Genomic DNA, 20,835 nt, shown 5'->3' on the forward strand with positions numbered 1-20,835 from the left:
TTTTATCACTTCATTAACGCTTTTAAGGCGTTTTTTCAGTTCGCATCAATATATAACATCATGTGATGTGTTGCATATTAAAAGATAATTATTTTTATTGTTTTGGGGTGTGCATAATGCGCGGCATCAAACTTTAGTTTAATTTTTTAGAGAATCTTGCAATGAAAATTTTTACCCGTTTATTGGCAATAGTAAGCCTAACTGCGCTAGTCGCTGCATGCGGTGACGAGCAGGATCCAGGTCAATCGATGAGCGCTGGCGCAAATGCTGGTGTGCCTGTTGATGTGGCTACGGTTATCACCCAGCGTTTAACCGAGTGGGATAATTTTACCGGCCGCTTAGAGTCCCCTCATATCGTTGCATTGCGCCCACGTGTATCGGGCTATATCGACTTTGTTGCATTTGACGAAGGTGAGTACGTAGAGCAAGGCCAAACTTTATTTCTAATTGATAACCGTACGTTTAAAGCGGAAGTCGACCGTTTAACCGCGCAGCTTGAAGAAGCGAAAAGCCGTGTTCAGCTTGCTGAGCAGAACTATAATCGCGCGTTCAAACTTCGCAAAACGCAAGCGGTGTCTGAAGAAGTGCTAGACGCCCGTTTAGCAGAAAAGAATCAAGCGTTAGCAAGCTTAAATCAAACACAAGCTGCCCTTGAAGTAGCGCGACTAAATCGCGGTTTTGCGCGTGTTGAAGCGCCTATTTCAGGTCGTATATCTCGCGCCAATATCACGGAAGGTAACTTTGTTACTGCAGGTCAAACAGAACTTACTCGTATTGTTTCTACCGATCGCCTATACGCGTACTTCGATATTGATGAGCAGACTTACTTAAATTATTTGAGTGACAATTCAAACGGCAATAAAAAAGCATCAACTGCCGTTAGCGATCAACCCGTAGCTATGCGCCTTGCGAATGAATCGGATTATCAGCACTGGGGCCAAATAGACTTCATTGATAACCAAGTAAACGGCAGCACGGGTACGTTGCGCGTTCGCGCAGTATTTAACAACGAAGATGGCCGTTTAATTCCTGGCCTATTTGCACACCTTAAACTTGCAGGTGATACCGATGGACAGGGCATTCTTATAAAAGAAAAAGCCATTGGTACAGACCTTAACAATAAGTATGTATTAGTGGTTAACGACGAAAGCAAGGTTGAATATCGCGCCGTAAAACTGGGCGATAAAGTAGGCAGTATGCGCATTATCACACGCGGCTTAAATGCCAACGACACTATCGTAGTTAATGGCTTGCAGCGCGTTCGCCCAGGTGCACAGGTTGCCGCTAATAAAGTGCCAATGGGCGATGAAGATGCATTAGCTAACTTATCAAGCTGGCAGCAGCGCGTTGACAACGCATCACAAGTTACCCAAAACATGGCGCAGGTCGAGGATGTTTTATCTGGCGGTTCATTTGCCACAGGTACAGCAACGGCAGGTCTTAAGTAATGAATATTTCGCAATTCTTTATTAGCCGCCCCATTTTTGCGGGCGTGCTATCCCTACTCATATTTATTGGTGGTGCCATTGCCGTGTGGCAGCTACCAATTACCGAGTACCCAGAAGTCGTGCCGCCTACCGTGGTTGTCACCGCAAATTACCCGGGTGCAAACCCAGAGGTTATTGCTGAAACCGTCGCCACACCATTAGAGCAAGAAATTAATGGTGTTGAAGACATGCTGTATATGTCGTCGCAGGCAACCAGCGATGGCCGCATGACCTTAACCATCACTTTCGCCATTGGGACAGATCCAGATGATGCAACAACGCTGGTACAGAACCGCGTTAATCGCGCTACACCGCGCTTGCCACAGGAAGTACAGCGTTTAGGGGTTGTTACCGAAAAGTCATCGCCAGATTTAACCATGGTGGTGCATTTAACCTCGCCTGATAACCGTTACGACATGTTATACCTGTCTAACTATGCCGACCAGTTTGTTAAAGATGAGCTAGCGCGCATTAATGGGGTAGGGCAGGTACGTTTATTCGGTGCGGGTGAATTCAGCATGCGTGTATGGCTAGACCCTAACAAGCTAGCGGCCCTTCAGCTAAATCCGGGTGACGTGGCAACTGCTATTGCAGACCAAAACCAGCAGGCGGCGGCAGGTAGCTTAGGCGCACAGCCAACAGGCTCAAGCGAATTTCAGCTGTTAATTAACGTTCGAGGTCGTTTAAAAGATGAAGCCGAATTTGAAAATATCATTGTTAAGTCGGGCGAAAACGGCGAAATTACACGCTTAAAAGACATTGCACGCATTGAACTAGGTGCAGATAACTACGCCTTGCGTTCGCTGTTAAATAATAACCCGGCAGCCGCTATTCCTATTTTCCAGGCACCCGGCTCTAACGCTATCCAGATATCAGATGATGTGCGAGCGCGCATGGCTGAACTGTCACAAATGTTTCCTGATGGTTTGGAATACGACATTGTCTACGACCCCACGGTATTTGTAAGGGGCTCTATCGAGGCTGTGGTAGATACCTTGTTTGAAGCTGTATTACTTGTTGTATTGGTAGTTGTGCTGTTTCTTCAAACATGGCGTGCGTCTATCATTCCCTTGGTTGCCGTGCCTATATCATTGGTAGGTACCTTTGCTTTTATGCAGCTAATGGGGTTCTCTCTTAATGCGTTGTCATTGTTCGGTTTGGTGCTGGCAATTGGTATCGTGGTAGATGATGCCATTGTGGTAGTGGAAAACGTAGAGCGCAACATTGCAGAAGGTAAGTCGCCCTTTGATGCAACCGTTCAGGCAATGAAAGAAGTGACTGGGCCCATTATAGCCACAACGCTAGTCTTAGCCGCTGTTTTCATTCCTACAGCCTTTATGAGTGGTCTTACCGGGCAGTTCTATAAACAGTTTGCACTTACTATCACTATATCTACAGTTATATCGGCGATTAACTCGCTGACTCTTAGCCCTGCACTGTCTGCGCTATTGCTAAAGCCTCATGGTAAAGCTAACGACTGGCTAACCCGCGGTATGGACAAAGTGTTTGGCCGTTTCGTGTTTACCCCTTTTAACCGCGTATTCGAGCGAGGCTCAAAAAAATACACCGGCGCTGTGGGTGGGTTAATTCGTAAGAGTGGTATTGTGGTGGTGTTATATGCGGGGCTTATTGCGCTTACGTACAACCAGTTTGCAACTACGCCTACCGGCTACGTGCCCGGCCAGGATAAGCAATATTTGGTAGCATTTGCGCAGTTACCTAATGCGGCAAGCTTGGATAGAACTGAAGAGGTTATTCGCGAAATGTCACGCATTGCCATGGAGCACCCTGGTGTATCTGACGCAGTGGCTTTCCCGGGGCTTAACATTAACGGTTTCACTAATAGTCCAAGCTCAGGTATTTTGTTTACCCCGCTTAAACCTTTTGATGAACGTCAATCCCCCGAACTGTCGGCGGGCGCGATTGCCGCAAAACTTAATCAGCAATTTGCTTCTATTAAAGGCGCGTATGTGGCTATCTTTCCACCTCCGCCAGTAATGGGGCTAGGTACCATTGGTGGCTTCCGTTTACAGGTAGAAGACAGAGGGAATTTGGGTTTTGAAGCGCTTGAGCGTGTTACCCAAGAGGTGATTGGCAAAGCGTGGGCACATCCTGCTCTAACCGGTTCATTCACCAGCTTTACCGTTGCCGTCCCCCAGCTTGATGTAGATGTGGACCGCGAAAAAGCGGTAAGTCAGGGGGTGAACATTGATACCTTATTTACCACCCTTCAAGCATATTTAGGCTCGCTGTATGTCAATGATTTCAACCTGTTTGGCAGAACATACCAAGTCAATGTGCAGGCCGATGCCCAATATCGCCAAGAAATAGGGGATATTACTCAGTTTAAGATTAGAAACAGCCAAGGAGAGATGATCCCGCTGGGTTCTTTCTTAGACGTTCAACATAGCGCAGGGCCTGACCGCGTTATGCATTACAACGGCTATGTCACCGCTGAAATAAACGGTGCCCCAGCGCCTGGCTATTCGTCTGACCAAGCAAAAGCGGCGATAGAAGAAATTTTAGCGGACACCTTGCCACTGGGAATGACCTACGAATGGACCGAGTTAACTTATCAGCAAATATTAGCGGGTAATGCATCAGCGTTTGTATTCCCATTAGTTGTGCTTTTAGTGTTCTTAGTACTGGCTGCGCAATACGAAAGCCTGCGTTTGCCACTGGCAATCATATTGATTGTTCCCATGACCTTGCTGAGCGCGCTTATTGGTGTGCAAGTTTATGGCGGCGACAACAATATTTTTACCCAAATAGGTTTGATTGTACTGGTTGGCCTTGCAACGAAGAACGCCATTCTTATTGTCGAGTTTGCCAAAGAGCTTCAAGACAGTGGTATGGATGCGCTTTCTGCCATTAAAGAAGCGAGCCGCTTGCGTTTACGTCCAATCTTAATGACATCAATTGCGTTCATTATGGGGGTTTTACCTATGGTTATTTCTACCGGCGCTGGTGCTGAGATGCGCCAGGCGATGGGGGTTGCCGTATTCTCAGGCATGATAGGCGTAACCTTCTTTGGCTTAATCCTTACCCCTGTATTTTACTATTTGCTAAAGCGCAAAGGTTAACTCTCCCGTCTACCCAAGCGTTGCCCTCTTAAGGGGCTCTTTAGGCCACTCATTTGAGTGGCCTTTTTTTTGCCACCATTGATCAGCTTTTATCTCGTTTTGTGAAACTGAAAAGCTTATATTCGCTTATACCCTGTAAGTTGAGTGGAAAGCACAGTAAACAAAGCGGAGTTTAGAATGAAAATAGGTGCAGCAATAGTAATGGCGATGGGCATGGTGGTTGCTGTGTCTTTACTTGGTGTTCAGGTGTCTTCTGCCATGAACGATATGCAAACGTGGAACAGGGTAGTCACGGTGAAAGGGCTATCAGAGCGAGAGTACATCGCTGACCAAGTCATTTGGCCTATTCAGTTCGTCGATGCCGGTAACGACTTACCTCAGCTTTATGAGCATATCGAGAAAAACAGTATAAAGGTAGCTAGCTTTCTAGAAGATAAAGGGATTCCCGCAGAAAGCATCACCATTGGTAAACCTGAAATTAACGATAAACTAGCCCAGCAGTATGGAAGCAGTGAAAAGGCGCCATTTCGCTATAGCGCCATTCAAACCGTTACTGTTTTCTCTGATGAGGTGGAAAAGGTACGCGAGCTGATGCAGCAAATTGGGGAGCTTATCAAGACTGGCATTGTGCTATCAGAGCAAAGCTATCGCGCGCAGCCAGACTACGTATTTACTCGATTAAATGACGTTAAACCCACTATGATAGAAGAGGCGACGTTAAATGCCCGTGAAGTCGCAGAAAAATTTGCGAAAGACTCTAAAAGTACCTTAGGTAAAATTAAGCGTGCTAACCAAGGGCAGTTCAGTATCTCAAGTCGCGATAGTCATCATCCTCACATCAAAAAGGTTCGCGTGGTGTCTACCATCCAATACACCCTTATAGATTGATAATCATGATATGATCTTTAGGGCATTTACATGGCATGCGCTGGTGTTCTTGCCTGCGCATTTAGCCATTTCGGTTTAGTGTTGTTTATATGATTTACTGCTAATGTCTACTGGCTAGATGTCTTCGAATACGTTTTAATTTGAAGTAGTACGATTTCAGAAGTAACGGGCACAGCACATTCACCTGGGATAGAGAGCCTGAAATGACGGACCAAAAGCCGCACTCGCAACAGTTGGAATTTTTCGACATTCCAAGCCCGTGTATTGGTGTATGTGAGTCCGGCCCCCGAGGTTACTGTAAAGGTTGTTTTCGAAGCCGTGATGAACGCCTTTATTGGCTGAAAGTTGATGACGCAACCAAACGCAAGATAATAAGCGCGTGTGTACGGCGCAAAAAAGCAGTGCTGGCCAAAAAGCGTAAGGCTGAATTACAAGAAAATACAGCACTGAACGAACAGTTTACGTTATTTGGCGAACCGCCAGAAGACGATAAAAATTAAAAGAGACAGAGATTTATTAGATGTCGTTAGATAAGTACGTTGCGTTTGCCGCAAAATCTTTTACGTTGCCCGACATGTGTGTACGTTTACGCTCAACATTGGACGATCCGCATTCTAGTGCTGAAGACATTGGGCAGCTTATCAGGGCCGACCCCTCCCTTACAGCTAAAGTTTTACGTTTAGCGAACAGTTCGCTATTTCGCTTCCCATCCCAAATTGAGACAGTGGCCAAGGCGATTAATGTGATTGGCGGTGAAGCCCTTTATAACCTGGTTGTCGCTGAGACAGCCACAACCGCTTTCAAGCACTTTACTTCTGATCTTATCGAGCTAGACAAGCACTGGTACGCCTCTGTCTATTGCGGCATGGTAGCGAAAAGCCTTGCAATGCGGCTAAATGTTCGGGGAGCCGAACGCTTTTTCGTCATGGGTATCCTTCAAAACCTCAGCGAGCTACTGGTTGCAAATAAAGAGCCTCAGCGATATCAGAGCTATCAAAAAGCGGAAAAAGATGTACTGCCACATGTTAACCAGTTAGCGCATTTCGGTTTTACGTTTGCTCATTGCAGCGGTATCATACTCGAGAATTGGCACTTACCTATTGGGTTGTACTATCCGGTATCGTTCATGAACGACGAAGCTAAATATGCTTCTGATGTTGATATATGTGTTCTCGCGTTGGCAAGTCGTATTACCCTAAGCCAGCTTGAGAAAGAAAGTTACGCTAATATTGAACTTTTTACTCCAGAGATAGCCAATAAAGTAAGTCTCGACATGGAAGTGGTAAGTAATTCAATTGAATACGCTGAGCAAGAAACAGCGAAAATTGTTGCGCTTATTCACTGAGCTTTAAGTAGAACAACTCCGTTACTTTACCGGCATATAGCAAGAACGTTGCAGAGCTCTTCCAGAGGATTGGTTTAACTAGCGTCGTACTAAGACGTAATCTAAAAATTATAAAAGCTAAACGTAAGTCAGATTATGCTCACAAAAATCTTCCGGCCAAGCCTTGTCGTAGGTGTTCTATGCTTAAGCGTTTGTGCTTCAGCAGACGCAAGAGATCTCATTGAGACACTTTATCACGCAGACTTTACTCCAGACACTGACGATGAAATTCCCCGCTTTACGCTAGACGGCGAACTTGGCGTGCTGGTTAATACGGGGAATACGTCAGCGGCCAGTGTTAAAGCTGCGGTAAACGCTGATCACGAGACTGAAAACTGGAGCAGTATTTATCTAGCGGAACTGCTTTATAAAGAGAGTGGTAGTGCAACCACCGAGCGCGATATTAGCGCACAACGCTTTTACACCAGCGCTCAATTCGATTATAAATTACTCACGCCTGGCCGCCGCCTTTTCATGTACGGCGATTATGAGGATGACAAGTTTACTGGCTATGAGCATCGCGCCTCGTTAGCCGCAGGTTGGTCTCAGCGAGTTTGGCGTAACGAAGACAGTGAGTTTCGTTATAGTGTTGGGCCGGGGTATACCTTTATCGAGGCTGAAGAGGACAACGATGGTGTTGTGAATGACGGCATTATTGTACGGGCTTCAGCAGAATATAAATACCACTGGAGTTCAGGCGCAAAGCTAAGGCAGTTTGTCAGTGCCGAAGCGGGCGAGGAAAATACGAAATCTCGCTCTGAAACCTCGTTGTCAGCTAACGTCTTCGGCTCTTTGGCTATGAAGCTGTCATTTATTTTAAGTCACGAGACAGATACACCAGAAGATGTGGCAGCGTTGAGTACAGAAACATCAGTTGCTTTGGTGTACCAGTTTTTTTAGTCAATTAGTGTAAATTCATAGGATAATGTGGCCTTTTTAACGGGTTCGCATTGACTGTCTAGGCTGAAAATGTACACTGCGCACCACAATATTAGTGGTGGTTGCCCAGTGCGACGCCGTTAAACCAATTTCTTCAAAAACTCGCGTTGTACCGCCTAGCAGTACCAAAGGTCTCGTGTACAACTGATGGACCGTTAATCAATAGGATTGTTCAATGAAAAAGCAAGTGCTTGCATCTTTAGTTGCCATTTCTCTTTCTCCTGCCGTATTCGCGCAAGACGATGAAGTAAAACCTTTTACAATGGAAGGTGAGCTAGGTTTCATTTCAACATCAGGTAATACTGAAACCACGTCAATCAGCGCAGGTATTCAAGCGCACCAGGAACTTGAAAAGTGGAGCAACGACTACGTTCTTAAAGGTCTTTATAAGCAAGAGACCGTGGAAGGTGATGACGGCGAAGACATTGAATTTACTTCAGCGCAGAAGTTCTTCGGTTCAGCACAGGGTAACTATAAACTAGCTAATCCAGATAACCGTCTATTCGGCTTCGCATCTTACGAAGACGACCGCTTCAGTAACTTTAACTATCAAGCGACTGTGGCTGCAGGTTGGAACCAAAAGGTGCTAGAGAATAAGCGTCATACGCTTGAATACTCAATTGGTCCTGGTTACTCGTTCATTGAAACGCAAGATGGGGAAAACCTAGATAGCGTGATTGTTCGTGCGTCATCGGCCTATTCTTGGAAAATCTCTGATACCGCTAAGTTCACCCAAACCGTGAGTACGGAAGTCGGTTCTGATAACACTAAGTCTCGTGCTGAATCGGCCCTTACTGCAACTATTAGCGGTAACCTATCAATGCGTCTATCATTCAAACTTGATCACAACACCAATGTTGAAGACGATGTTGAGAAGCTAGATACAGAGACCGCTGTTAGCCTAGTTTACAATTTCTTCTAAGCTAAGATATACACGCAACTACCCCCGCGGTAAGTTAGGCATTAGGCCTGTGTGTTAATCTAAAAAAAACGCTGCATTATATGCAGCGTTTTTTTATTTAAGCCCCAATTTTCAAAAAAGGGGGCTTAACGTCGATAAAGCGGTATTAGTGTAAAATACGGGTTTTTATTGTGCCGTCAATTTGCTGAAGTTCAGCAAGGGCTTCATAACCGCGGTCTTCTTTCACATCTACAACCACGTAACCAATTTCTGCGTTAGTTTGAAGGTACTGGGCTTCAATATTAATGCCTTTCTCTGCAAACGCCTGGTTAATTTGCGTAAGAATACCTGGCTGGTTTTTGTGCACGTGAAGCAGGCGTGAACGGTTCGTATGCTCAGGAAGCGATACTTCAGGGAAGTTTACTGCAGACAAGGTTGAACCATTGTCGCTATATTTGGCAAGTTTGCCAGCCACTTCAATACCAATATTTTCCTGTGCTTCTTGCGTACTTCCCCCTACATGCGGAGTAAGAATAACGTTGTCAAACGCACGAAGCGGAGACGCAAACTCTTCAGTGTTCGACTTAGGCTCAACTGGGAATACGTCGATGGCAGCGCCGTTAAGGTGGCCGCTTTCAAGGGCGCTAGCCAGTGCATCAATATCAACCACGGTCCCGCGAGAAGCATTGATAAGAATGCTGCCTTTTTTCATTTGAGACAGCTCTTTCTCGCCAATCATGTCTTGAGTTTGAGGTGTTTCAGGTACGTGAAGCGAAACAACGTCTGAGGTATTTAGAAGCTTTTCTAACGATTTCACCTGTGTAGAGTTACCGAGCACAAGCTTATCTTCAATATCAAAGAACTGAACACGCATACCAAGGTGTTCAGCAAGAATACTCAGCTGGGTACCGATGTGCCCATAGCCAATGATACCGAGTGTTTTACCGCGAGCTTCATACGAGCCTACGGCTGTTTTTTCCCATTCGCCGCGGTGCGCTTTGGCATTTTTGCTAGGCACTTGACGAAGAAGAAGGATAATTTGACCAAGGACTAACTCAGCGACCGAGCGTGTGTTTGAAAAAGGCGCATTAAACACGGGAATGCCGCGACGCTGGGTCGCTTCTAAATCAACTTGGTTTGTTCCAATACAGAAACAGCCGATTGCTACAAGCTTCTGTGCAGCATCAACCACTTTCTCTGTAATTTGAGTACGCGAGCGAATACCTACAAAGTGGGCGTCTTTAATCTTTTCAATCAACTCATCTTCAGGAAGAGAGGTTTTAAGAAATTCAATGTTGCTATACCCATTGCTTTTTAGCGTTTCCAAAGCGCTTTGGTGAACACCTTCTAACAATAAAATGCGGATTTTATCCTTCTCTAATGAAACTTTGCTCATGAACTCGCTATCTCTCACTGATGTAATTTATTTCGCTTGAATAACCCCAGCAGGTCTGAATATGCCAGGGAGTGGTCACTGTCGATATGCTATAAAGACATCTAGACGTCTAAACGGAAATTAACAGAAAACGCATTAAGTTGAAAGTAGTTTTTGTATAGCTTTTCGCCGCTTCAGTTTATCGTTTACGTTAACTAACAAAATGATAACGCTGGCGGCGAAAGCCATTGGTAGTTTTTACGTTTTTACTTAAAGGTCTCAACACCGTTTTCTGTTGCACTTAGCACTATATCGGCACCGCGCAGAGCGAAAATGCCGTTAGTCACTACGCCTGGAATATTATTTATCTTTTGTTCTAGTTCCCGTGGATTAAGTATCTCAAGGTTATGAACATCCAAGATAACGTTGCCATTGTCGGTGATCACTCCCTGACGGTACTCTGGGTCGCCGCCAAGCTTAACCAGTTCACGGGCTACGAAAGAACGGGCCATAGGTATCACTTCAACAGGGAGGGGGAATGCGCCCAGTACTGGCACCCGTTTGCTTTCATCTACAATACAAACAAACGTAGTGGCTGCTCCTGCAACAATCTTTTCACGAGTAAGTGCGGCACCGCCACCCTTTATCATATGCTTGTGTTCGGTAACTTCATCGGCACCGTCGATATAAACGGAAAGGTTGCTTACTTCGTTTAGCTCAAATACTTCAATGCCCAAAGCTTTTAAACGCGCTGTTGATGCTTCTGAGCTTGATACTGCCCCTTCAATTTTGTGTTTAATTTTACCGAGTTCTTCAATAAAGAAATTCACGGTAGAACCCGTACCCACACCGACAATACTGTCTGATTCAACGTAGTCGATAGCTGCTTTGGCTACGGCTTGTTTCTTTGCGTTCTGATCCATGGTCATTCTCCGACTTATTTTGTTGGCAGTGTAACTTATATGCCTATATGAACCCACAAGTTCATAGTCACAATTTGTTATATCGACTATTCAGCGGTATTGAAAATTAGCGTGCGTGTGGGAGTAACAATAGCATCAAGGGGAACATCCCACGAGGCTACAGGCAACGCCTCGACTTCTTGCATGTCGTGTGCAATACCAACAAGCTTAGGTTTGTTGCTGCTTATATTTTTTTGTGGATAAACGTTGCGCTGGGTAAAGGCTAGGGTGCGGTCGTAATAGCCGCCTCCCATACCCAGGCGATTGCCGTTAGTATCAAAGCCAACCAAGGGCATAAGGATAACATCGCATTGCGACGTAGGAATAACGCTAGGGCAAACTAAGGCCGGCTCTTCAATATTGTATTTGTTTTTAACTAACGCTGTATGTTGAGTATAGGATAGAAAGAGCAGGTGACCTTTACATATTGGGTGTAACACTGGCAGCGCGAACTGTTTTGCTTGAGGGGCTTGCCATTGCATCTCGATATAGTCTTTTAAATCAACCTCTCCGTCGTTAACTAGGTAGCCCGCGATGGTATTAGCCTCTATTAAAAAATTCAGCGAACAGAGTTGTTTAACTACGCCTTGCGCGGCATCACGCTGTTGTTGTGGGCCTAACGCACGGCGGGCTTCTCGAAGTTGTTTTCTCAATGTTGTACGGGCGTTGGCTTTCGCTTCGGGCAGCGTATTACTGTTTTTAACGCGCTGACTAGCTGAAATTGTTGATGCGGGCATGGGTCGATTACTCACACACTTAACATTATCATTCTAATTCCTTTTTACCGCCAAAAATTGGTTGAGTACTCGTACTAACTCATTACTGTCGACAGGCTTTGTAAGTACATCATCAAGCCCTTTTTCGTATAAAGACGCTGGCTTAGTGATGGCATCGGCGGTTACCGCAATCACTGGCAGTTCGGGGTTTATGCTTTTTATCTGAGCGGTGGCCTCGTCCCCCTGAATGCCTGGCAGGTTTAAATCCATTAACACAAGGTCTACAGGGTTAGCGTTAACATACTTTACGCCTTCTTCGCCTGTGCTGACAATAGCGTGAGCTACCCCTAATTTCTCGAACAATGTTTGGATAACGACTTGGTTAATGTAATGGTCCTCAACAACTAAAACCTTGGCAGACTTATCTATATTTATTTGCGCAACAAAGCTTTGTGGCTGTGCATTGGCAAACTCATTTGCAGTTAGGACATCGGAGGGCAAGGTCACGCTAATGCGAGTCCCTTCGTTCACCTTACTGCTCACTTTAATCGTGCCGTCCATTAACTCAATAAGGCGTTTTGATATATTTAATCCCAGGCCTGTCCCGCTAATTTGATGGGCGTTTTCCATTCTCTCGAAAGGAGTGAAAAGCCGTTTTTGATCTTCTTCACTGATACCAATGCCTTGATCGATAACATTGAATATTAACTTATCATTTTTGTATTTTACCTGGGCGTTAACCGACTTACCTGGGTTGGTGAATTTTATCGCATTAGATAATAGGTTAAGTGAAACTTGCCCAAACTTAGTGTCGTCGAAAAACAGTGTATCGGGAACACTGCTATCAATGGTGGACGTAAATATAATGCCGCCATCTTCAGCGCGAATCTTGGTAAGTGAAAATAAGTGGGTAAAAAAGTCGTGTGTACTTACCGCGCGAGGCATGACACGCATTTTTCCTGCTTCAATTTGTTTGATATCTAAAACAGAATTTACTATCTCTAATAGTCTTTCACCGCTTTGCGTCACATGTGACAAAGGAGTAGTAAAAGATTCGGGTAACTTAAGCTTTTGCGCTTCCCCTTCAAGTAGCCGACTGAACGTGTTGATAGCGTTTAGTGGCGTTCTTATCTCATGGCTCACATAAGACAAAAAGTCGGATCTAAACTGACTGGTGCGCTCTAGTTCTCTGTTTTTACGCTTTAGCTCTAAGTGTGCCACTACTGATTTACTCAGCGTTTGTAACGACGTTTTTTGGCTCTCTGTGAGTTTACGGGGCTTGCGATCAATGGTGCAAAGCGTACCAATTGCATGGCCTGAAGGAGAGACAAGCGGTGCTCCGGCGTAAAAGCGGATATCCGGAGCGCCGGTAACCAACGGGTTGTCGTGAAATCGAGGGTCTAGTGATGCGTTGGGTATCTCGAACACGTCATCTTGTAGTATGGCGTGAGAGCAAAAGGCAATTTCTCGAGAGGTTTCTTCTGCGTCTAATCCCACTCGCGATTTAAACCACTGTCTATCAGGGTCGATAAGGCTAATAAGCGCAATAGGGGTATCGCATATTTGGGAAGCTAGTGTGGTTAGGTCGTCAAATAATTGTTCAGCTTCGGTGTCGAGAACATCGTAGCTCAATAATTCAGCAAGACGTTCATCTTCATTATCTGGGAGAGGAGCCGCTTCCATATTCTAAAAAACCTGCGCTGAAATTAAAAAGGGATTGTATATTAACAATCCCTTAAACATATCATAGAGCGTAGGTGTCTACGAATAGTTGTTCCAGCTTTTTGTGGTCAACTTTAGTTGCTACCTTAATCGTATTTGCTTCATTCCAAAGCGGGCTAGGTGTAGTACCCATAGGGGCAACCACCGTTTGGCCTCTGTCTAGCGTGCCAGTACCAACGCGAACGTGACCTTCGGTCAGTGCAAATAGCTCTGGGTGACGAAGGTGAGCAATAGGGAATGCATCGTGGAAAAAGCACACGCGGTCTTCGCGGTTTTGCGAGTAGAAGTCCATATAGAACTGTGCGCTTTCTTTCACAAAACCACCAAGGGTATTGTTCTTCTCTTCTAGTTTTTCAACAAAAGCCGGAGAGAATGGCGTGAAGTTCGTCACGTCCAAACCAAACATGGTAAGCTCCCACTCTGCCGCGAACACAATTTCAGCGGCGTGCGCATCGTTCCAAATGTTTGCTTCAGCTACTGGCGTAACATTACCAGGTACAAACGCTGCGCCTCCCATAATGCTAACACCTTTAACCAATTTAGGTAGGTCTGGTTCAAGGCGAAGGGCTAGGGCCAAGTTGCCTAGCGGGCCGATAGCAACAATGGTTATCTCGCCAGGGTATTTACGCGCCATATCTACAATGAACTGCGCAGAGCTGCGCGGGTCGAGTTCAGTTTTAGGGGCTTCAGGCTTAATGTGACCGAAGCCGTGCTCACCGTGGACAAAGTGGGCGTACGTTGACTCAGGACCAACCCAAGGCATACCAACCCCTTTCGTTACAGGAATATCTTTACCCGCAATTTCACAAAGCGTAAGCGCATTTTGTGCGGCCATCGTTACCGGTACGTTTCCGTAAACTGTGGTTAAACCAAGTACTTCAATGTCTGGAGATTGGAAAGCGAAAAATATCGCCATTGCATCATCAATACCCGGGTCTGTATCTAATATGATTTTATGTGTCATCAAGTTGTCTCAAATGCGTCTTGCTAGTTGGCGTGTTTCGCTAAGAAACGATCCACTTCTTTTTGTGATGGAATACTTTGCGCTGCGCCCTCACGGGTTACTGCAATTGCCGACGCGGCACACCCTCTACGGAGTGCTTGCTTAGCATCGGTGTGGCTGCTGTAGGCAGACAAAAAGTAACCGATAAAGGTGTCGCCTGCTGCGGTGGTATCTACCGCGTCTACAGAGAATGCTTTTACTTCTACAACATCGTTTTTGCGCAGCATCATTACACCCGCTTTACCCAGTGTAATAATAACTTCGCTGTGTGACCACTGCTCTTTGAACACTGTCACAATATCTTCAAGTTCTTCTTTACCGGTAATCGCAGCAGCTTCGGTTTCATTTACAATAAGTAAATCTACACAGTCTAACGGAAGCTGTTTAACCGACTCGCTCATAGGCGCTGGGTTAAAGGCTACTTTAAGCTGCTTTTCTTTCGCTTGGCGAAGTACTTCTTCAATGCTGCTTGTTTCATTTTGGGTTAGTACCCAATCTGAAGGACGCGTATCGTCTAACGCTTGCATTACGGTTTTTGCGGTAATGGTTTGGTTAGCACCACCAAATAATACAATGGCGTTTTCACCGCTAGGCGTGACTTGGATAATCGCGTGACCTGAAGGAACTTCTGAGCACTTTACGCCACGACAATCAACACCCTTCTTAATAAGAGCTTGTTTAAATGAGGCGTCGTTTTCGTGAATGCTGCCGACGTGTCTTACGTCTGCACCAGCTTGCGCTAAAGCGATAGATTGGTTTGCGCCCTTACCACCTAATAACGTTTGGTAATGGGTTGAGGCTAGCGTTTCACCAGGTTGCACAAAGTGATCTACCTGATAAACGTGGTCGATATTGATAGAGCCAAAATTTATTATTGCCATTTCTTCTTCCGTCGAAAGAGGGCGCTTCCCAGAATGCCGCTGTCCATGTTTCGCCCGTGAACCGAAAAGTTCAGGGCGGAAGAATCACAATTGCCGTAGGCTTCTCGATACGCGTCGAGCTTGCACAATAGCAGCTGTTTCAACTTCCTAGGTTTAAAGCATCGGCCAGGGACATGAATGAACTAGCAAACATCCCAGGAAACATTGTTGTTGTATTAACGCAACAGGGTATAACAAACGCGAGATCCAGTGAAGGGGATCACTTAATGCGCTTTATAACTATTTTGCGTGGTGAATATAAAAGTCGTTAAAAATTAACATTTTCTTGACCAATTGGTCAGCAATTATACACGCATATAAGATAAGCTCAATAATAACAAAACAGCTATTAAATACTTACAAGACTGTTGCGAGAGGAATTCCGTATCCAACACCAACGATCTTAGATGAATTCACGCTGTGTTACTACCCATAGTAAAGATAATTTTGCCAATTACATACTGATTGGACAGTGAGTATGCAACCTACAAGCCCAATTGAGCGAAGTGTGAACACGAAGTGCCGAGCGGTGTTAAAGTTCGTATATTGCTTGGGGCAAATGTGGGCTTTGTACATTGAATTTTGCTAGTATTAACTCCATCAAGAGATGACACGCTTGTTGGCCTAGCTTAACGAGGCGTTGTTCTCAATCCATTTACAAACAAGAGTACAATTCGTGGAAAAACAGCTCGATTACGATAGCGTAAGCAATAAATTGTCGCAGCAGAGCATCATAGTAGATGCGGCAGAGGTTCATGGCATTTTGTGCGGCATGCTTTGTGGCGGAATGTCACTGACCGACCAAAAGTGGTTAGAAGCCTTGAGCGAAACCATTAATCAAGGTGAAGGCTTTAGTGACCAAACGCAGCATCTTTTAACCACGCTTTTTAATCAAACGTGTCAGCAGTTGCTAGAACCTGAGTTTGCGCTTACCTTGTTACTTCCTGACGATCAGGCCCCAATTAACGACCGAGGCGCGGCCCTAATTAACTGGGTACAAGGCTTTATGCTGGGTTTTGGTTTGCATCAACAAGACTTAATGCAATGTTCAGATGATGTAAAAGAAGCACTTGAAGATTTTTCAGATATTTCACGCATGGAAGAACCGATGGATGCTGATGAAGAATCTGAAAAAGCGCTATTAGAGGTGGAAGAATACGTAAAAATCTCTGCTATTTTGTGCTTTAGCGAGCTAGGTCAGTCACTTTTGGATGATCAACAAGACACGCCGTCCGTACACTAATTAATTGTTAAGCAACAATAAGCTTTATCTGACTTATGTAGGGTTTTCTCATTTATGATTAGTGCGCAAGAGTTTATAGCTCGTCAAGACCGACTATTGGCGCAGTGTAAGCCAAATAGTGTGTGTATCGTGCCAGCTGCTGGGTTGGTAACGCGAAGTCGCGATACCGAGTACACTTTCAGACAAGATAGCGATTTCTGGTACTTAACCGGGTTTGAAGAGCCGAACGCATGGTTAATATTGTCAAATCACTCCCGTTATGGAGAAAGTTATCGTGCCATGGTGGTTCAAGAGAAAGACAGAAGCGCAGAAATTTGGCATGGTAAGCGCCTTGGTGCAGAGGCGGCATTAGCGCGTTTTAGTCTCGATGAAGCGTTTGAGCTGCACGAGCTTGAAGAGGCGCTACTTGCCTCAATTCAAGGGCAAGATAACGTATATTTCTCATTGGGCCACAACAAAGCGCACGATACACTATTCACTGAAGCGCTCACCACCTTGCGCGATGCGCCAAAAGAATCGCTTGCCCCTGGCGCTGTTTATGATTTATGTCCCATCTTGCACGAAATGCGTTTGTTTAAGTCAGCGTGTGAAGTGGCGATGATGAAAGCCGCAGGCGAAATAAGTGCAAGGGCGCATAAAAGAGCGATGCAGTTCGCTTCTCCTGGCTGTTTTGAGTATCAGCTAGAGGCGGAAATTCACCACGAATTTGCTATGGCCGGTGCACGTTCCCCTGCCTACAGTACAATTGTTGGCAGTGGTGATAACGCGTGTATTTTGCACTACACCCAAAATAACGGCCAGATAAATGATGGCGATTTGATCTTGATCGATGCTGGTGCTGAATATCAAGGTTACGCTGCCGATATTACCCGAACCTTTCCTGCAAATGGTAAATTTACCCATGCGCAAAGGGAAATTTATAGCTTAGTACTTAAAGCGCAAAAGAGTGTTTTAGATATGCTTGCGCCGGGCGTTACCTTGTCGCAAGCAATGTTACACAGCGCCGAAATTATTACTCAAGGTTTAGTTGACCTCGGCGTATTAGAGGGGAGTGTTGCTGAAAATCTAGAGAACGAGAGTTGGCGCCACTTTTACATGCACGGGCTAGGGCATTTCCTGGGGTTAGATGTTCACGACGTTGGTAATTATAAAGTTGAGGGCGAAGACCGCCCGTTAAAGCCAGGCATGGTGATTACCATCGAGCCAGGTGTTTATATTAGTCAAGACAGCGACGCGCCAGACAAGTACAAAGGTATTGGCGTGCGAATAGAAGACGACGTGGTTATCACCGCGACCGGTGTTGAAATTTTAACGTCGGATGTGCCTAAAGAGATTGATGAAATTGAAGCGCTTATGGCCAAAAGCTAAGCGCCCTTGAACTTGTATAACAGCAGGCAAGTAATAAAGGTCCCATTGAATCAGCTTAGTGTATACGACGGTACATAGAAACGCTGAGGTGGGAAAAGAATAGTGCCGCGTTACGAAAACCGTTCATGAAACGAAATTAAGAGCAAGAGTACTGGGCGACAGGAAGGCAAATAGAGTGAAATCAGCAGAACCGGTTGATGTAGTAATTATAGGCGGGGGTATTGTAGGTACCGTACTGGCAAAAGGGCTTGCCGAGAAAGTGGGGCTGTCTGTAACGCTTATTGATGCGGATGACCCACAGCAAAACAACGCCGCGACAGATGACTTTAATCCATTTACCGATACCCGCGTTATTGCCCTAGCGCGACGCACGGTGAACGAGCTCTCTGATATTGGGCTAAACCTTGACGATTTGGCCAAACAGCACAACGGTGAGTTACCCCCAGAAATAAAACATATTGAGGTTAGTGATAAAGGGCATGTCGGCCTTTTGAACCTAAATAGCCGTGATTACCACATCAACGCTTTCGGACAGGTGGTAAGTTTAAGTGCATTAACCCGACTCGCGGCGAATGCAAGTTCTGCTTATCAACATATCGCACCTGCAAAGGTAACCCGCGTGAATCAGCAAAATAATAGCGTAGAGGTGCTACTTGATAGCGGCGAAACGTTAAGCACAAAATTATTGGTCATTGCTGATGGTGGGCGCTCAGGGCTGGCCGAGCAGGTGGGAATGACTAAAACGTCGTGCGATTACCATCAAACTGCCATTGTGTTTAACGTGCACACGCAGCTTCCGCATGAAAACAAAGCTTATGAGCGTTTCACCGAGTCAGGGCCCCTTGCGTTTCTTCCCTTCGATAGTGAAATTAATGGCGTTAAAGCCAGTGGGAATGGTTTTTCAGTAGTGTGGACAGTGGAAACCGATGCGGCAAAATCGTTGATGACTTTGACCCCCGATGAATTCACACAAGCGCTGCAACAGGCTTTTGGTTATCGACAAGGTAAAGTGCTACGAGTTAGTGAGTTGGCGAGCTATCCCTTAACTCTGACTAAAGCGCAGAATGTTGCCAGCCATCGCGCGGTAGTAGTAGGGAATGCCGCGCAAGCTCTTCACCCTATTGCCGGGCAAGGGTTTAATTTAGGATTACGTGATTTAAGTGCGCTTATATCGGTATTGAGTTCGGCGGCACTAGAGCACACAAAACCAACTGCTAAAAAACAAGGTTGTGCGAATGAGACACTGCTGGAAAACGTTGCTGATGACTTTGACCCGGGCGCTTTTAGTATAACTCAACATTACGCCAACGCACGCAAGACAGACAGAGAGAATACGGTCACCCTTACCGATACCCTAGTGAGAACCTTTTCGAATCAATACTTTCCCACCGTAATTGGCAGAAATTTATCGCTACTCGCGTTAAGCATGATGCCACAGGCGAAAAAAGCGTTTGTGAAACATACCACGGGCTACGGCGTAACACTCGATAAAGACAGAGATAACCATGCAGCATGTTGATATAGCAATAGTGGGCGGTGGCATTGTAGGGCTAACCCTTGCAGCGGCGCTAAAAGACAGTGAACTAAATATAGCGATTATTGATAAATCGCCCTGTTATCAGGTGCTTGCAGATAGGCCAACGGCGCGTGTTAGCGCAATCAATCAGGCTAATATTAAAGCGTTGCAACAGTTCGATGTGTGGCCCCATTTACAACAAGACCGCGCTAATTCCTACACCGCAATGCATGTGTGGGACAAAGACAGTTTTGGTGATATTCATTTTTCGTGTGATGAAATGGGTAGCGATACCCTTGGGGTTATTGTGGAAAATCAGGCGTTAGTTAACGCACTAGCCCAAGCTGTTGAAGCGCAATCGAATGTTCAGTTAGTCACTGCCGGTATTGATAGAGTACTTGCAGGCCCTAATCAAACCATGCTGATGCTAGATAACGACGACGTGCTAAGCTGCAGATTATTAGTAGGCGCTGATGGGGCTAATTCGTTTGTAAGAAAGCAGGCTGGCCTGCCAATTACCTTCAAAGATTATGAGCATACTGCAATAGTAGCTAATATCAAAACCGATGAACCACACAACAATGTGGCGCGCCAAGCGTTTACGCCCACAGGCCCGCTAGCGCTACTTCCAATGGCAGAACCAAACGTCTGTTCAATTGTTTGGTCGCAAACCCCAGAGCAAGCAAGCTCATTAATGGCACTGGATGATGACGCTTTTTGCCATGCTTTGACCGCCGCGAGTAATAGCGTTTTAGGCACTATTTCGCTTGAAACCGAGCGCGCTGCGTTTCCATTAACCATGCGCTATGCAAGGCAGTGGGCAAAAGATGGGGTAGTGCTGGTGGGCGATGCCGCGCATACTATTCATCCGCTGGCCGGGCAGGGGGCAAATCTAGGTATGCAAGATGCGCTAGCGCTGGCTGAGTCACTAAGTAGCCTAAGCGCTGCCGGTAAAGACATAGGTTTGTACAAGCACTTACGCAGCTATGAGCGAAGCCGTAAAACGGAAGCCACGAAAATGATAGCGGCAATGGATGGCTTCAAATTCTTATTCGATGGCAACGACCCGTTGAAGAAATTAGTACGCGGCATAGGCCTTTCAGCCACAGACAAACTCACAACCATTAAAAACGCCTTCGTCAGCCACGCCATGGGCCTTTAAACCCAAAAATTATGGGGTCAAAGTCTGAGGGAACCTCATTTTGACTCCATTTTGTGCTTACCCACTATGCTCAAGGTGATGTATGGCCTTATTGGAAGCGCGAAAGTGACTTCAAAGCAAAGCGTCTACAGGCGTTATCTGGAAGCGAAGCCACTACCAAATAAAA

Annotated in this window: 17 protein-coding genes and 1 other RNA gene; 11 read left to right on the top strand and 7 right to left on the bottom strand. The window is 45.6% G+C overall.

Features of this window, described 5'->3' with window-relative positions:
- Positions 1-161 precede the first annotated feature (161 nt).
- The 7 genes from ACTRWF_RS15985 (at position 162) to ACTRWF_RS16015 (ending at position 8,703) form a co-directional block, all read left to right on the top strand.
- A complete protein-coding gene (locus ACTRWF_RS15985) occupies positions 162-1,448 on the top strand; it encodes an efflux RND transporter periplasmic adaptor subunit (protein ID WP_462835852.1) in 1,287 nt (428 codons plus the stop codon).
- Positions 1,448-4,570, top strand: a complete 3,123-nt coding sequence (locus tag ACTRWF_RS15990) for a multidrug efflux RND transporter permease subunit (protein ID WP_462835853.1) — start codon at positions 1,448-1,450, stop codon at positions 4,568-4,570. The genes ACTRWF_RS15985 and ACTRWF_RS15990 overlap by 1 nt, the downstream gene beginning before the upstream one ends.
- A gap of 177 nt (positions 4,571-4,747) precedes the next feature.
- Positions 4,748-5,458, top strand: a complete 711-nt coding sequence (locus ACTRWF_RS15995; protein ID WP_462835854.1) for an SIMPL domain-containing protein — start codon at positions 4,748-4,750, stop codon at positions 5,456-5,458.
- A gap of 203 nt (positions 5,459-5,661) precedes the next feature.
- Positions 5,662-5,958 carry a DUF1289 domain-containing protein gene (locus ACTRWF_RS16000; RefSeq protein WP_012519413.1) on the top strand — a complete coding sequence of 99 codons (297 nt, stop codon included), beginning with the start codon at positions 5,662-5,664 and terminating at the stop codon, positions 5,956-5,958.
- 20 nt (positions 5,959-5,978) lie between these two features.
- Positions 5,979-6,803 (top strand): HDOD domain-containing protein, encoded by an 825-nt coding sequence (locus ACTRWF_RS16005; RefSeq protein ID WP_462835855.1) that lies wholly within the window; start codon positions 5,979-5,981, stop codon positions 6,801-6,803.
- A gap of 135 nt (positions 6,804-6,938) precedes the next feature.
- Complete coding sequence (locus tag ACTRWF_RS16010; RefSeq protein ID WP_462835856.1) at positions 6,939-7,742, top strand: DUF481 domain-containing protein; 804 nt, start codon at positions 6,939-6,941, stop codon at positions 7,740-7,742.
- A gap of 214 nt (positions 7,743-7,956) precedes the next feature.
- Positions 7,957-8,703, top strand: a complete 747-nt coding sequence (locus ACTRWF_RS16015; RefSeq protein WP_012519410.1) for a DUF481 domain-containing protein — start codon at positions 7,957-7,959, stop codon at positions 8,701-8,703.
- Positions 8,704-8,848: 145 nt separating this feature from the next.
- On the opposite strand, the gene serA is transcribed toward ACTRWF_RS16015, so the two are convergent.
- From serA to ssrS, 7 genes are all read right to left on the bottom strand, one after another.
- On the bottom strand, positions 8,849-10,078 hold the full coding sequence (gene serA / locus ACTRWF_RS16020) for a phosphoglycerate dehydrogenase (protein WP_015067797.1): 1,230 nt from the start codon (positions 10,076-10,078) through the stop codon (positions 8,849-8,851).
- A gap of 245 nt (positions 10,079-10,323) precedes the next feature.
- Positions 10,324-10,980 (bottom strand): ribose-5-phosphate isomerase RpiA, encoded by a 657-nt coding sequence (rpiA, locus tag ACTRWF_RS16025; RefSeq protein ID WP_333969684.1) that lies wholly within the window; start codon positions 10,978-10,980, stop codon positions 10,324-10,326.
- A gap of 86 nt (positions 10,981-11,066) precedes the next feature.
- On the bottom strand, positions 11,067-11,756 hold the full coding sequence (locus ACTRWF_RS16030; protein WP_287148940.1) for a 5-formyltetrahydrofolate cyclo-ligase: 690 nt from the start codon (positions 11,754-11,756) through the stop codon (positions 11,067-11,069).
- Positions 11,757-11,789: 33 nt separating this feature from the next.
- Positions 11,790-13,418: an ATP-binding protein gene (locus ACTRWF_RS16035; RefSeq protein ID WP_462835857.1), complete on the bottom strand. Its 1,629-nt coding sequence runs from the start codon at positions 13,416-13,418 to the stop codon at positions 11,790-11,792.
- 61 nt (positions 13,419-13,479) lie between these two features.
- Positions 13,480-14,421 (bottom strand): nucleoside hydrolase, encoded by a 942-nt coding sequence (locus ACTRWF_RS16040; RefSeq protein ID WP_462835858.1) that lies wholly within the window; start codon positions 14,419-14,421, stop codon positions 13,480-13,482.
- Between the two features lie 23 nt (positions 14,422-14,444).
- The gene (locus ACTRWF_RS16045; protein ID WP_462835859.1) at positions 14,445-15,341 is read right to left on the bottom strand and encodes a PfkB family carbohydrate kinase; all 897 of its coding nucleotides are present in this window, start codon (positions 15,339-15,341) and stop codon (positions 14,445-14,447) included.
- A 21-nt stretch (positions 15,342-15,362) separates the two neighbouring features.
- Positions 15,363-15,545, bottom strand: a non-coding RNA gene (gene ssrS, locus ACTRWF_RS16050) — 6S RNA.
- 511 nt (positions 15,546-16,056) lie between these two features.
- On the opposite strand from ssrS, the gene ACTRWF_RS16055 reads away from it, so the two are divergent.
- The 4 genes from ACTRWF_RS16055 (at position 16,057) to ACTRWF_RS16070 (ending at position 20,669) form a co-directional block, all read left to right on the top strand.
- A complete protein-coding gene (locus tag ACTRWF_RS16055; protein ID WP_012519325.1) occupies positions 16,057-16,623 on the top strand; it encodes a UPF0149 family protein in 567 nt (188 codons plus the stop codon).
- Positions 16,624-16,677: 54 nt separating this feature from the next.
- A complete protein-coding gene (pepP, locus tag ACTRWF_RS16060) occupies positions 16,678-17,991 on the top strand; it encodes a Xaa-Pro aminopeptidase (RefSeq protein ID WP_462835860.1) in 1,314 nt (437 codons plus the stop codon).
- Between the two features lie 175 nt (positions 17,992-18,166).
- A complete protein-coding gene (locus ACTRWF_RS16065; RefSeq protein ID WP_462835861.1) occupies positions 18,167-19,510 on the top strand; it encodes an FAD-dependent oxidoreductase in 1,344 nt (447 codons plus the stop codon).
- Positions 19,497-20,669, top strand: coding sequence for an FAD-dependent monooxygenase (locus ACTRWF_RS16070; protein WP_462835862.1), 1,173 nt, complete (start codon positions 19,497-19,499; stop codon positions 20,667-20,669). Before ACTRWF_RS16065 ends, ACTRWF_RS16070 begins: the two co-directional genes overlap by 14 nt.
- Positions 20,670-20,835 lie beyond the last annotated feature (166 nt).

The organism is Alteromonas sp. G5_S2_22_S1 (assembly GCF_054968525.1).